Consider the following 15,316-nt stretch of genomic DNA (forward strand, 5'->3'; position numbering starts at 1 on the left):
CAACTCCTGCTTGATCTCGATCTTCACGCGCGCGCACACGGACTCCTGCGCCGCCAACGGCGCAATCGATATCCCCAGCAGGCACAACGCCGCCACCCCGGATCTGATGTACTTCTCTATGCCCCCAACCATCCCTTACCCCTGATCGCGTTCTTCCCAGAACGCCTTGAATCCCCTGGCACTTCGCATCGAAGAACAACGCGACACCCGACCACCATGTGCAATGTTTATGCCGCTCTGTAACGACGAATGTGGACGCCGCAAACTACCAAAACCTCTTCAGCGCCTCCGCTCAAACTCAGAAATCCGCCAATTACCCTCAATTGCTCTGTTTCGCAAATCCGTATCGCTGAAGTCCAAAAGCAACGCGGTCGCTCAGACCCCTGCGTAGCTCCCGTCAACCTCGTCAAGGCGACTTCTTAAAGAAGTAGAACAGCCCCAATCCAAGCATCACCACTCCGAACCAGAACGCCGCGGACTGACCCGTTTGATAGGCGCCAGCATCCGCCGACGGCGAACTGGAAAGCAGCCGCGTCAGCACGATGCCGCCGCCCCACAGTATCCCGATGTCACCAAATATCCTGTTTCTCATCTAAGCCTCGCGTATTCATTAGAGCGTGTTGGTCGAGTTCTCACGATTTCTAAAAATACGCGCAGCGAGCGCAACCGTAACGTGCGCTGGTGAGTTCGCTAAAGCGTTAACACCTGGAGGAAAAATCATCTCATTCCTTTCTTCAATCTCCGTGCGTTCCAGCGCTCAAATAGGGCCACAACTGTGAAGAAAATGGCTAATCCACAAAGCAACTTCGCTAACCAATAGATGTCAAGAAGAAAGGCACCAGCGGAAAGCAGTAGAAAGAAAAGCACCAGCTTCATGCCACTGCGTGCAGCGTTCTCAGATTGTCGAATTCGGGTCTGAATCTTCATGAGTTGCTTGCTCGGATATATTTTCCATCAAACATTCTAACTAGCATTCACAATCGCCAGATGGGCCATAATCCGTCATTTTTGTACCTATAGTTGTTGGAAGTGCGCCATATATGCCTAGTACAGATGCCCTGAAGCCCCATTCGACAAAGCTTCGCGTTGCAGTGGAATTGTTCATCCAGCTATTAAACTTCGCCGATATCGGTAAATAGTTAAAGCCAGCATTGACGCTCCCCCATCGTTGAGGCACCAACCAGTGATGAAGACTTTGCCCATTCGCCTGTAACCATCGGCTCCCGTTTCCGGCAGCCAAACTCCATGTGTCCCTCACGCTCCCCCAAGTACGAGGATCACTAAACAACCTATCCAGCCCCTGCGTAAGTCCTTTTTTTCCCATCTGATTCAACGCGTTCCTTCCCAGATGAGCGCCTCCAAAAGCGAGGCTATGCACCAAGCCGGCACCCTCGCCGACCGCGTAAGCCGTTGAACAGTAATCCACATCTCCAATATCGGCCCATTCACGAATCAGCCGCGAACCACCGAAAGATAAGGTATCGCCATATCCAGCAACTCCGTTAACAAGTGCATCAGACGGCGACCATCCATTCGTAACCCAGTAAACACTACCGAATGTGGCATCGGCGAGCCAGCTTCCGGTATTCGGAAACTCGACCCATAGGCCATATGGATCCACGAGTCCTGTTGGCATTGCGTTTCCATAAACATAGAAATTCAACCCTCCGGTAAGTCCTATCGGGTCGGCTGTGATATATCGGCCAACATCTGCGTCGTAATAGCGATGCACGTTGTAGTGCAGTCCAGTTTCCGCATCGTAGTACTGTCCAGGAAAACGCCACGGTTGTTCGACAGCCGTTCCCGAAGCAGTTGTCACCTCACCAAAAGCACTGATCCGGGTGGCTGACCATGCCACATTACCGGAACGATCAATCAGCTGTCGCGGCTGCCCCAAAGGATCGTTCTGATAGTAGTAGTACGTCCCAGAGACACGTGTGAATAATGGTGAAGTGCTATAGCTCCTATCTGGTTGCCAACCGTAGGTCTGCAGAACAGCGCCGGTTGCCGCAATTTCCGCTAGCAGTCCCTCCTCCGCTTGCAAGAACAAGCGCTTGCCCGCGATGGCTCCACTGTTTGTCGCGCCTATGGTGGTAACTTCCTTGCTCAGACGATAGCCGAACGGGTTGTAGGCGTAACGGGACACCACCTGATCTGCTCCGTCGCGGACTTCAACCAGGCGGTTGTAGCCATCGTAAGCGTAGTGTGTAGTACGTCGCGGTTCCGCAGCCGAAGCATCGGTCTTACGGATCAGATTGCCCGCTGCATCATACTGATAGCTGACGTTGCCGCGCTGAATCAGTCGATTGGCGTCGTCGTACTGCCAAGTATCCGTCACGACGTTGTCGCTGAGGCGGTTACCCGCTGCATCCAGTACAAAGGCCTCAGTGGCGCCGCTTGCCGGGTCGGCCTCACGCAGCCGCATGGCGTCGTCATAGGTGTAATCGATCTCGTGTCCTTGCGTAGTGCGACTGACCAACTCCTCCAGCTTTCCGTAGCTGCTTTGCTGGTCGAACACGACTACCTGATTTGCGCGTTTAACCCGCAATTGAGTAGGACTCAGCAGACCATTACGTTCAATTTCCTGCACAGTGCCGCCCGGAAGAACCACTTTCCTGGCCTCCGTCCACTGGCGTTCGGTCACGCTCATTGAACCTTCGCCGGGGATATCAACTCGAGACAGATCGCCATTGCCATCGTAGCTATATGTAATGGTGGCCCCATCAGGCCCTGTGTAGGTCTTGACCTGTCCGTTAGGGTGATACGTGTAGCTACGAGTCAACGCTACACCATCGATGGTGACGGTCTCGCCAAGTAGGCGATTGGCGTCATCGTAGGTAGAGGTGCTGCTGGCGGCGTTGGTGGTCCATCCCGTCAGGCGATTCCCGTCATCCCAAGTAAACCCATCGCTAAGCTCTAAGCTTCCGTCGGCCCGATAGGATTTGCGGGTCTGTAGCCGGCCGCCGCTATCGAACTCAAAGGTCAACCGCGTGCCGTTGGGGCGTTGTAGTTCTTGGAGGCGGCCGGCATCGTCGTAGCGATAGCTTGTGGATTCGCCTTCGGCATTGGTTTCCTTGACCAGCTTGTCGCGGCGATCAAATTCCAATCGTACCGTATGCCCCAGCTCATCTGTCGCGCTTATCAGGTTGCCTCGATGGTCGTAGGCCAGACTAACCGTATGCCCTAGCTCATTCGTGCCAGTGGTAGGACGTCCAAAAGCATCGTACTTAGCGCTTTGGGTCTTGGTGTAGGCATTTACGGTTGAAGTAACGGCGCCACGCGGGTCGTATGTCGCTGTCGTGGTTCGCGTGTCGCCATCGACGGCCTCGACCATCTGCGTCACACCTTGGCGGCTGTTGTAACGGAGTAGGCGTTGCAACGTCGGATAGTTGATCCGGCTTACCAGATCGCTGCCACGGTCCGTGCCATCGATATCCGAATAGTCGAAGCGGGTGATGTTGTCTTGCCCGTCAGTCACCGCGACCACTCGATCCGTCGCATCATAGGCAATCTGTACTTTCTGATTCAACGAATCGTAGCTACTGATCACCCGGCCAGCAGGATCGTATTCCTGCGTCAGAGCCGCGCCTGTCGGGTCGATGACCTTCTGCGGCCGACCGGCCGCGTCGTATTCCAATCGGTAGATTTTCTCACGCGGGTCGGTAACCGTCAGAAGGCGGTCGGTACTATCGTAGGTGTAGCGCGTTACCAGATCGTTGGGGTCAGTAGCCGTTAGGCGATTGCCGTGGGCGTCATAGGTGTAGCGCCACTCATGATTCAGCGGATTCAAGGCGCGGACCAGGTTACCCAGCGAATCGTATTCGTACTCCCAAGTCTTGCCTTCACCATCTACAAGTTCGCTGACATTGCCGTTGGCGTCGTAACTGAGGCCTATTTCGGCGTCCTGGCTTGTGCTGCCGTCGGAATTCTGGCCACCCTTCCGGCGCACAACTTCGGCCTCGCCCCTAGCGTTGACCTCATACTCAGTAACTTGCTCTTCCGGCTTTCCGGTCGCGGCTTGCAGCTTGGTCAGGTTACCCTTGGCATCGTAGTTGAGGCGGGTCGCCACACCCGCTTCGTCGATGGCCTCTTTCAGGTCTAGCGACCCGCTGTCATAGGTGTAGCTGATCGTCGTGCCGTCGGAGTTGGTCTTACGGGTGACCGCGTCGAAGTTGTCACGATTGACGGTGACGGTGCTGCCGCGTTCATCGGTGTAGCTCATCGAGCTTCCACCGCCCTGGGCAGTCAACAATGTCTTGCCGTTGACATCACGGTAGACGAGCCGGCCTTCGGCATCGTAGCGCCGGGTTTCGACCCTGCGTCCCGAGGACGTTTCGGGATACTTGACCGTCGTACTGAACTCTTTCTTCAGCTTGTCGTAGGCGTACTCGATCTCGGTCTTTCCCCCATCCGGCGCGGTGATCTTCGAGATGCGCTCGGTGGCGCCAAATTCGACCTTGAGCTCGCGGCCCTCCGCATCGGTTACCTTGGTGATCGAGTACACGGGATTGCCCGAACCCGGAAGTTCGTTGCCGCCCGGCAGCATGCTTCCCGTTGAGCGGCCGTACTCGAACCGTGTCTCGCCGCCACGCGCATCGACCACTCTGCTCAAGTAACCGTTGTCGGTGTAGTGGTACTGGACACGACGGATGACACCGTCGATCGGCGTATGGTCACGTACCTCAGTGATGAACTGGCCGTCGTCCTTGTAGAGGAAGGTGAATACGGTACGGCCGTTGTCGTCGAGCACCCGCTCGATCTGGCCGTGGCGTCCATACTGGAACCAGACGCGCACGTCGTTGCGATCGCCGTAGCTACTGATGCGGCCGAAGTTGTCGTACTCGATCCACTCGCCGCTGCGGTCGACCCAGCGATATCCCTCGATCAAGGTGGTAGCGGCGCCGCCCTGCCCGGGCTTGCCTGCACTCGGATGTGCGTCCGGACCCGTACTCGCCGCCAACACCGGAACTTGGCGCAGACGAACAAGGAAGCGCGGATGCTTGCTGCTGAAGTAGGACGTGCCGTCGCTGCTGCGGCTGAACCCTACGCCCTTGCGCGCGACGGCCTCGATACTGCTTTGCAGCTTGGGGCGGCCATCGGCCTCGCGCCCGAAATTCGGATCATTGGGGACGCGAACGCCATGGACAATCGGCTGCATCGAATACCCGGCGGCCACCGACCCTGACGCGGTCGTATCGCAGCTACTGATGCCATCGACAATCGTACAAGTGAAGAAGGAGCCGATGGAGCGGTAGCTTCCTTGGTAATAGGAGGGATTACCCAAGCCCGACCATTGCCGGTTGAATACCCACTGGGTGCCATCGAAATCGCGATTAACCCGGACATAGCCGCCGGGCACCTTTACCCGTAGATCGTCCTGCGCCACGGTGAATTCGCCATTGGGACTGCCCAACCCCATGCTTCCGCTGCTGCCCAACGGATACACCACTTGCGCCGATGCCCACAACGGGATCAGCAACAGTGCCAAGGCGATCCGCCAGCGGCCGATACAAAAACCAGAGGAGGTCATGTCATGCCTTCCATGAGATCGCGTCCCTACGAATAAAGCCCTCATTCCCCGCCCTCGTTTCCGCTACCGGATTGCTTATTGGATGGTTCGTAACAGTCGCCGCTACCCTTGGCGCATATCGGCACACCGGGCATACCGGAATAGGTGGGCCCACCAGAGCCGCCCCATCCACCACCGCCTGCACCGCCCGAACCACCGGTGACGGGGTTGGTACCTGTCGGGCAGTGCGTGGTTTCAACGTAGAACCAGGTCGCGTTCGATCCGCAGTTGGTACTTTCAACGCCATTGGCGCAGATGTACTTGCAGGGCAAGCGATAGCGATTGGTGTAGGTATAGCAACCTGCCGTGCCGCTTGCCGAAGATGTGGTCGACATCAGACTGCTTGCGGCGCTGGCCGGCACGGGTGATGTGTTTGCGCTCATCAACATTGCTTCCTGGCCCGCGGGCAACGACAGCGTGGCCGGCGCACCGCTTTCCGGCGGCGGTGGCGCCTCACCATAGCGGCGCAAGGCGATCACCCGGTACGGCAGGCGCACGCGCTGCTTGGCTTCCAGGCTGGTCGGCGGCTGTGCAAGGAACTCGAACTTGAAGTAGTCGTCGCTGGTCGGCAGTTCCGGCAGCACGCCATCGGCGCGGACCAGCCCGTAGTTGGTCACGATCAACTCGCCTTGATAGACCTCGCCCGGCACCATCTTCGGCAGGTTGATGCTGGTGGGTTGGATGACCACCACCGGTGCGGGCACGTCGGTTTCGAAGGTGGCGTCGAGAATGATCTCGTAGCGGTCTTCGATGGTGATCTCGCGCACCGACCATTCCACCGAGATCAGCGTGTACTCCAGGAATACCGACTGGTTGATGGTCAAGCCCGGTTTGATCACGAATCGGCCGGAAGCTTCCTGGTGGTTGGTGGCGCTGGCCTTGAACTTGTAGCTGCCGGCCGGAAGGTCCTGGAAGAACGCTTCGCCGAAGGCATCGGTGGTCAGTTCGTAGCTCTGACTGATCACCGCTTCGTTCTGCAGCACCAGGCGCGCACCGGCCAGGCCCGGAATCAGGTTGCCGTTCTTGTCGCGGGTGGCGGTATAGATGTCGGCGGCCTTGAACAGCACACTGCCTTGTCCGGATTGGGTGACCGACACGAACACGTTGATGTTTTCCGGCGGCAGATTGCTGCCGGACACGCGCAACTTGAACTCGTGGACGCCCTCGGCTACATCCGCGGTCGGCGCTACGCTAATGTCCAGGCTGCGTTTTTCGCCAATGGCGATCGCACCGAGATTGGGACTGGAGGCCAGGGCGATCCACGCTGGTGCCGGGTTACCCGCTGCATCGACCAAGGCGGCGGTGACATCGCTCATGGCGACGAAGCCCTTGTTTTCGATGACCACGTTCTCGATGACGCTTTGGCCTCGCGACAGGCCCGCCTCCACATAATTCGGACTGGCGAACAACGCCGGCACCGCCTCGGTCAACGTGTAGTCCACCGTCAACAACGACAGCGGCTGATCGTTTCCGTCGGCCATTACTGCCAGGAACAGCCGGCCACTGGGCGGCGCGGAGTTGTCGCCGGACACGGAAACCGGCAGCGCCAGGTTCTGCTTCGGTCCGATGTTCAACACCGTGTTCGATTCGACTTTGATGCCCGGAATCAGCGCGCCGCTCTGCTGGTACTCCGATGCGTACACCACCCGCAGATTGTTGGCTTGCGCACCTACGCCGGTACTGGCGCGGAAATCGATGCGGTAGGCGTAGTTGCGCGGCACGTTCACCTTGAAGGTGCCCGGCGTCACCGCGACACGGTTGATGGTGAACTGGCCCTGCTTCGGCCGGTCGGTCATGTCCGGATGAATCGCACCGACGTTGTACAGCCCCGAATCGGTGACCGTGGATTTGAACACATAGCGGAACGCGCCGGTCTCGTCGCTGGTGACATCGGCCAGACGCTCGAAGCCTTCCTGATTGATCGCGATGCGCAGCGGCGCGTTGGGAACCGGCTCGCCGCTTTGACGATCGATGGCGCGGCCTTGCACGGTGATGTCCTGCGTGCCGAACGAGATCACCGGACTGACGCTGGTGACTTCACCAAAGTACGGCGTGTTGGTCAGCGCCAACGAACGCTCACTGCCCATGCCCGGGATGGAGACCTGCTCGGGCTCACCGGTGTTGTAGCGCAGCGCATCCACTTCCAGCCGCAACCTGACGTGATCGGGGCTGCTGCTGGGTACCGGCATCAGGAAGGCATCCGACACATAGCGCTGGCCAGGTGCGATGCGTGCCACCGTATGGCCGTTGGCCAAGGTGATCACGCCGGCGCCGGTGACCTGCTTATAGGGCGTGGCACTGAGCAGATTGCCGTCGGCATCCAACAACTTCAGGCGTAGCTCGTTGGAGGCGTCGCGGCCGTTGTTGCGGGCAGTCAGCAGTTCGATCTGCACATCGGAAGTGTTCTCCACGGTGAGCCGCACTTGACCGGACGCGCCGCGCACGAAGTTCTCGGTCTCCAGGCCCACTACCAGCGCGCTGTCGACCACGGTGGCCTGCCGCTCCACGCCCAAGCGCACGTGCTCGCCTTCATTGGGCACGTCTTCCACCGCCACCACCAGGTTGGCTGGACTGGCCAGGTCTGGATAGCCGCCCACAATTACCGGCATCACCTTGGTGGCGTTGCCGGCCAGGGTGAACTCTTCGGATTGGAAGCGGCGCGTACCGATGGTGACCACCACACGCGCAGCTGACAGATTGCCGGCCGACAGATTGGATACCTGCACACCCAGGCGATTCATCACGTTGCGCTTCAGCGGCAGCCCGGTAACCACCTGCGTGCTCAGGTTGGGCAGCAGCAGACTGCGGGCCTGACGCTGGCCGTTCTCGTCCACGGCTTCCACGGTGTAGCGGCGCTCGCCGCTGGTGAAGCCGGTGTCGGTCAGCTCGTTGGCGGTGATCGGCGCCGGCGTGAGCTTGAATCGCGCTTCGCCTTCGCCCACGTAAACGTCGTAGCCGACTGCACCGCTGCCGCTTGGCGTCCAGCGCAGCTTCGGCAGCGCGGTACCCACCTGCTCGACTTCCAGCTTGCGTACCGGCAGCAGACTGAAGTTCAGATAGGCCGAATTGGAAATAGCCGACTCGTTGCCCGCGCTGTCGATGGCGGTGACGACATAAGCATGTTCGGATTGCGAAGGCGACGCATCGACCGCTTGGCTGGTCCGGATGCCTTGCTTGATCGGGGTCAGGCCCGTCACCGAGGTGATCGGCGAATTGGCAGCCCGGTAAAGCCGATAACTTGCCGGCGCGGTGCCGACCGGCGGCTGCCACGACGCCAGCACGCCTTGGCTGGTCAGGCTCAACTGAAGATTCTGCGGCGCACCCGGTGCGGTGCGGCTGCTGCCGATTTCCGCCACCGGCGACTCACCACTGATGGCTTCGGCGCCGTTGCCGCTGCGCACCGACGCGACCGTATAGCGATACAAGCCATCCTGCGGCGTTGCATCGGTGTACTCGGCCTTGTCGCTGCGTGCCAGTGTGGAACGTTGCGGCTCGCCGGGTGCTTGGCGGTATATCTGATATGCGGTGGCACCATCGACAGGCTGCCATTCCAGCTTGACCTGCCCGCCCGGCAATGCAGTGGCCTTCAGGCCCAGCGGCACATCGAGCGCAGGCAGATCACCCTGGTAGACCTGGAATCGATTCGCCACGCTCACCTGCGATCCGCTGTTGCCGAGCGCATCCGACGCGACGAATTCGAAGCTCAGCAACTCCACCGCAGCAGCACCTGCGTCCTGCGGCAATTGGAAGTCAGCACGCCAGCTGTTACCTGCCAGCTGCTGTAGCCCGCTCAGCACGACCGGTGTACGTGCAGCGCCGGACAGTCGATACTGCACGACCGGCGGAGTGGCATTGGCGGTGGCTTCGTCGAACGCAAAGGTGGCGCGCACATCGCGCGACGCTTCCGCGTCGATCGGTGCACCCGGGTCCAAGGTAATCATGATCAGCGCCGGGCCCATCGTGTCGATCGCCAGCGTTCCGCCCTGCTTGATCTGGTCGCCACGGTTGCCCACCGCATCGCGCGCGGAGAACAGCACGTTCGCAATTCCCGCACCCGCGCCCGACCGCAGCGTCAACACACCGGTGTAGTGCGTGTCGTCCTGCTTGATCAGGTCTACCGGGATCGGTAGCCCACCCTCGGGCACAACACTCAGATAAGGCGTACCCAGCAGCGGCTCGTTGACCTCGACCGCGACCTGCACGGTGCCCTGACCGTATGTCTGGGTGGTGGGGTCGTAAGCGCCCTGCGACACGTACTCGATCTTCTCGGCGAATGGCGCCGTTCTGTCGATCGTCGCGTTGGCGACATTGGTCGGCACGCTGGGCGTGTCGGCGGAATTCACCGCGACGACACGATAGAAGTACCTGCCATCGCTCGCTGGAGAATCTTCGTAAACGGTCGCCGTCTTGGCCACGCGGATGATCTTCTGCGCTTCAGCGATTGCAGCGAACTCGGTAGTAGCGCGATAGATGTCGTGGGCGGTGACATTCGGATCACTGGACGCGGTCCAGTTCAACCGAATCTTGCCGCCGCCGACGACTGCCGCCGCCAAATTGTTCGGGGCCGCAGGCACGGTGGCATCGAGCGTCACCCGCACAACCGCGGACGGTGCACTGGTACCGTATTGATCGGTGGTCGTGGCTTGAATCTGATTCTCGCCCGGAGTCAGCGTGACCGTGCCGGTAAACCTGCCGTCGCTGGTTGCGATGATGGGATCGCCCGCAGGCTGGCCATTCAATACGATCTGTACGGTGTTGCCGGCAACGGTCGAGCCGGCAACAGCCAGATTCGCCGTGCGGGTAACCAGGCCATTGGCCGGCTGGCTGATCACCGGTGCATTGGGCGCGGCATGGGCGACGGTGATGGAATAGTTGGTGGTGCCGACATTGCCCAACGAATCCACGGCACGTAGCGTCAACGCATGCGCGCCGTTGGCTACGTTGTCCAGGTTGAGCGGCACCGTATAGGGCGAACTACCGCTGGCGGTAGCCGCCAGCGCGCCATCCAGCAGCATCTCGATCCGAGAGATGGCGCTGCGATCGGTCGCCGAGAATGTCAGGCTGGTGCTCTTGCTGAAGATCACACCATCGGCCAGCGGCACGCCGTTGGCAGTCACATTGGATAGCTGCGGTCCCTCAATATCCGGCGTCGGGGTGCTGTGCGACACAGTGATCGAGACTGCCTGCTCACCGGTGCGGCCGGCTTCGTCGGTCGCGACCGCCTTGATGATGTAGTTGCCGTCGGCAACCGCATCGGTGTTCCAGTTGTAGGTATAGGGCGCCGCGGTGCGTATCACCAGCGACTGCGTACCGAGGAAGAACTGCATCTGCTTCACGCCCACCGCGTCCGAAGCGGTGGCTTCTATCGTGATCGGTTCGCGGATCAGGCTGCCGGCCGCGGGATTGGCCAGCGTCACCGACGGCGCCTGGGTATCGATCAGGATCCCACCGTCGAGGTTGGCGGTGACGATAGCGCCGCTGGGGTCGCGGAACTGCGCGCTCAGCGCCTTGCGTCCATCGCCCGGAGAAACATTGAATTCGATGGACGCGCGCCCGTTCGGCATGGGCTGGAAGGCAACACCACTGAACGCACCGCTTTCCGCCACACGGAACTCCGTGGCGTTCACGCACGACAGTTCAAGCGCAATGCTCGTCTGTTCGAAATAAGCGGCCGGCGCTGCCAAACGCAGCGTCGGATTGATCAACGGTACGGCAGTCAGATAGCTTCTGTAGTCGACGCCCGCCGAAACCGAATTGCCCTGTCCCGATGGATTGCCGGTCGGGTCCTGCGGTCCGCTGGAATGGCCCCACCAGTTGCCGATGGCGGGAATAACCGTCGCGGGCGTCCTGTTGAGGATGGCCTGGCTGGCATTTCCCACGAACTGGGTGCTGCCGATGGCCGGCTTGCTGTTGCCATCGGCCTCGATACCCGTGGCGTTGCGTAGGAAGCTGGAGCCATTGACGGCCGGCGAGGCACCGTCGAGCAGCCGCATGCCGGTTGTGCTGTCGGTGATTTGCAGATACTGCAATGTCGGACTGACGCCACGCAGCGTGAACGCGGCGCCGATCTGCCCGTTTGGTGCAGCACCGGCATAGCGAATTATCAAGTCGCTGAAAGACGACGCGCCGAAAGCCGCCGATGACTTTTCCATCCGAATGCCACGCCAGTCGCCCGCCGCTGGCGTCGCCCCGCCCTGCCCGTCCTTCTCGCCAGTCAGGATGACGTCCGTACCACTCACCAGTTTGTCGCGCACGATCAATTGCGCGTCGGCACCAAACTTCACCACCACACCGTCTTGCAACGTCAGATCTGACGCCGGCGATGTGAGCGGCGTGACAATCGCCAACAAGGCGAAAGCCAAAGCGCCGACAGTCGCCCGTCGAAGGAATCCATGCCTTAAGCGCGCACTAGCGGGTGGTGGTGTATGGCTCATCGTGAACGCGCGTCCTTAACCGCGTGTATCCCCAGTTGCTCGTGAGTAGCCGGTGCTTAGCCGCGGAAACCGACGGCGGCAATGTCCGTGTACGGCAGATCGAAGCTCCTGCCAGATGCGGTAATCAGCTTTGCTGTGGCGCCTCCATCCATAGACACAGTCACCTCGACCTTCTCAACGCGCTCGTTCTGTGCCAGCCGCGAAAGCCGGTCGCCCAGCGCTTCGTCATTCAGGGCGGCGACGATCACCGTATAGGTAGTAGTCGCCTGCAACGTGCTGGGACCGGCGGGCAAGGTGATCGATGCCTGGGCCGTGCCGACAGCCGCTGTTCCTTCGATTGCCGGACTCGCCGCTTCGACGGCGGTCCCATAGGCGGGAACGGCACGCAGATTCACCACGTTGCCCACTGGAACGTTCCTGGTCTCGAACCCGATTTGCAGCGGGCCTTCGCTGGCCGATGCCGGCAGCACCACGTCGGCAATGCCGGTTGTTTCGGCAGGAACCGCTTGTCCGCCTACCGAAACAATGCGCAGCGTTGGTGCGCCGGCGATGAATACCGCACCAGGAATGTCGCGGACATACGCCGGTGCAGAAGTGCCACTGAACGTGATCGCTTCAGCTTCGATACGGATACGGCCTGGCGATCCGCCCTGGCCATTCCCACCGTCGTAAGTACAGCGTTGACGGCCGTTGTTGTTGTAGTGAATGCACCCGCCTTCGGCAAGAAGGGAACCGTTGCCTTCCACACGGGTGGCCATCAAGCGGATCGCCCCGCCTGAGCCACCTGCCCCTTGTCCACCTATGCCGGCGCCCAGAATTCCGCCGCCATCGCCACCTCGTGCATTGATAGCGCCGGTGACCCTCAGCGTGCCGGACGATGCAATCAGGATCGCACCGCCGCCACCGCCACCACCTGAGCCGGGATAGGCAGTACCGCCACGGCCGCCACCGCCGCCAGAGCCGCCCGCCAACGGCTGCAACAGGGAAGAGCCATAGTTCTTGCCGAAGGCTGAGGGGGTATTGGAACAGCCGCCCGAATACCTATAAGTGTTGGCAGCATGGGCTCCACCGATGCCCACGTACTTGTAGTAACCAAGCGGGCTACAGCCATCATTTCCCTCGATGCCGCCCGGCCCGCCGCCTGGGCCCAATCCCGCACCGCCGCGAATGACCGCAGCGCGCTGCTGCGTGTCGTCGCGCCCACCGCGTCCACCGGTATATCCACCCGGTCCGCCGCTGCCCGGAATAGCGTCATCTCCAAGAATGCCGTCGCCATATGTGCCCGTCGGCTTGGCGTCTTCGCCTGCGACATCAAGGTTGCCCGCGATAACTACGTCTCCGCTGGCCAGCAGATAGGCTGGCGTATTGGCGGAATTCTTCTTGAATCTGACTGTGATCCCGGCCGGAATGTTGACCGTGGTGTAGTTCAGAATGCCCGACTCCGGCAGCTGCACTTCTGTGTTCACCGTCGGATTGAATGCGCCGTCAGCGCCGGTGCTGCCCGCATCCATCGCCAAGGCGGACGGAATGCCGGATATAGCCGTCACGGTCGCCAGCAGCGCGGCGCGGGAGAACAGCGGAAGCACGTGTCTCATGGTGAAGCTCCAGAAAATAATGGCGTATTCAAAATGTGGTCGGGAAGCCGCCACATGGACTCAGGAAAACGATCAACCGCGAAAACCAACAGCGGAAACGGCCTCGTACGGCAAGTCGATATGCTTGCCGGATGCAGTGAACAATCTGGCGGTAGCGCCCCCCTCCAGCGCCACAGTCACCTCGATCTTCTCGACGCGTTCGTTCTCAGCCAGCCGCATGAGCCGCTCGCTGAGCGCCTCGTCTTGCAACGCAGCGATCACGACCGTGTAGGTGGTCGTGGCCTGCAGCGTGCTTGCACCAGCAGGCAGCGTGATGGTCGCTTGAGTACTGCCTGCAGCCGTGGATCCGGCTATCGCTGGACTGATCGCTTCCACGGGTGTTCCGTGTGTTGGGGTAACGCGCAGCGTCACCACGTTTCCAACCGGCACGTTGGTCGTCTCGAAGCCCACCTGGATGGGTCCCTGGCTGGTCGAAGCCGGTAACGTGACGTCGGCGACGCCGGTCGGATTTGCCGGAATCGCCGTGCCCGCGACAGACACGATTCGCAAAGCGGGGGCGCTGGCGATGAAGACGGAACCCGGTGTATCGGCGACATGCGCAGGCTGCGAAGTTCCGTTGAAGGCGATAGCGTCACCCTCGATGCGGATCCGCCCCTCTGAACCGCCGTAGCCATTGTGGCCGGTATACGTGCAGTATTGGCGGCGACTATTGTTGTAATTGATACAGCCGCCATTCGCGTACAGCTTGCCGTTCCCTTCGACCCGCGTAGCCATCAATCGGATTGCACCGCCCGAGCCGCCGGCGCCCTGGCCACCTATGCCATCGCCAGTGATGCCACCGCCGTCTCCGCCATTCGCATCGATCGTTCCGGTGATGCTCAACGTGCCGGACGAGGCGATCAGGATGGCGCCGCCGCCGCCGCCGCCGCCGGAACCAGGATAGGTGGTGCCTCCGCGGCCGCCGCCGCCGCCGGAACCACCGATCAACGGCTGCAGCAATGCCGAGCCATACGCTGTTCCGCTGGGCCCGTAATTTGCTGCGCAGTTATAGGTGCTGTAGTACTTGTACGTGTTCTGGGCATACGCGCCGCCTGTACCTACGTACCTGAAGTAGCCAGCGGTTGGACTGCACCCATTGCCGCCTTCCAAACCGCCCGGGCCACCACCAGGTCCCAGTCCGGCGCCACCGCGAATGATCGCAACACGCTGTTGTGCGTCGCCGCGCCCGCCGGACCCACCCGAATAGCCGCCTGGACCACCCTCGCCTGAGCGGCCATCATCGTTCTGTACACCGTCGCCATAGGTACCGGTCGGCCTGGCGTCCGCGCCGGCGATATTGATTATGCCGGCGACCGTCACGTTGCCGCTTGCGAGCAGGTACACCGGTGTATTGCCGGAATTCTTTATGAACTTCACCGTCACCCCGACTGGAATGTTGACGGTGGTGTAGTTCAGCACACCCGAATCCGGTAGCTGGATATCCACGTTGGAAGTCGGGCTCAACACACCATCGGCCCCGGTACTGCCACTGTCCATCGCCCAGGCTGACGGAAGCATGAGGATCGCCGACAGCGCCGTTGCGAGCGGCAAGCGGACAGCGGAGAAAGATACCTGCTTCATAGCAAAACTCCTTGAGCGGTTTGACTTCTCATCGCTGCGCAGAGCGATGACATAGGACGGGGATAGAGTGGAGCGGAATCGCGTGGACAAACGACGCT

Annotated in this window: 6 protein-coding genes; all 6 read right to left on the reverse strand. The window is 60.7% G+C overall.

What is annotated here, in order from left to right; genetic code table 11:
• Window positions 1–406: 406 nt before the first annotated feature.
• The 6 genes from AB6O04_RS09970 to AB6O04_RS09995 all read right to left on the reverse strand — a co-directional run bounded on the left by AB6O04_RS09970 (window position 407) and on the right by AB6O04_RS09995 (window position 15,218).
• On the reverse strand, window positions 407–592 hold the full coding sequence (locus AB6O04_RS09970; protein WP_368563718.1) for an LPXTG cell wall anchor domain-containing protein: 186 nt from the start codon (window positions 590–592) through the stop codon (window positions 407–409).
• Window positions 593–717: 125 nt separating this feature from the next.
• Window positions 718–927 carry a hypothetical protein gene (locus AB6O04_RS09975; RefSeq protein ID WP_368563719.1) on the reverse strand — a complete coding sequence of 70 codons (210 nt, stop codon included), beginning with the start codon at window positions 925–927 and terminating at the stop codon, window positions 718–720.
• A 40-nt stretch (window positions 928–967) separates the two neighbouring features.
• Window positions 968–5,530, reverse strand: a complete 4,563-nt coding sequence (locus AB6O04_RS09980) for an RHS repeat-associated core domain-containing protein (protein WP_368563720.1) — start codon at window positions 5,528–5,530, stop codon at window positions 968–970.
• 41 nt (window positions 5,531–5,571) lie between these two features.
• Window positions 5,572–11,919 (reverse strand): Ig-like domain-containing protein, encoded by a 6,348-nt coding sequence (locus tag AB6O04_RS09985; RefSeq protein WP_368563721.1) that lies wholly within the window; start codon window positions 11,917–11,919, stop codon window positions 5,572–5,574.
• A 140-nt stretch (window positions 11,920–12,059) separates the two neighbouring features.
• On the reverse strand, window positions 12,060–13,598 hold the full coding sequence (locus AB6O04_RS09990; protein WP_368563722.1) for a hypothetical protein: 1,539 nt from the start codon (window positions 13,596–13,598) through the stop codon (window positions 12,060–12,062).
• Window positions 13,599–13,670: 72 nt separating this feature from the next.
• A complete protein-coding gene (locus tag AB6O04_RS09995; RefSeq protein WP_368563723.1) occupies window positions 13,671–15,218 on the reverse strand; it encodes a hypothetical protein in 1,548 nt (515 codons plus the stop codon).
• Window positions 15,219–15,316 lie beyond the last annotated feature (98 nt).

The organism is Pseudoxanthomonas sp. UTMC 1351 (assembly GCF_040948865.1).
In the GTDB taxonomy this organism is placed as follows: domain Bacteria; phylum Pseudomonadota; class Gammaproteobacteria; order Xanthomonadales; family Xanthomonadaceae; genus Pseudoxanthomonas_A.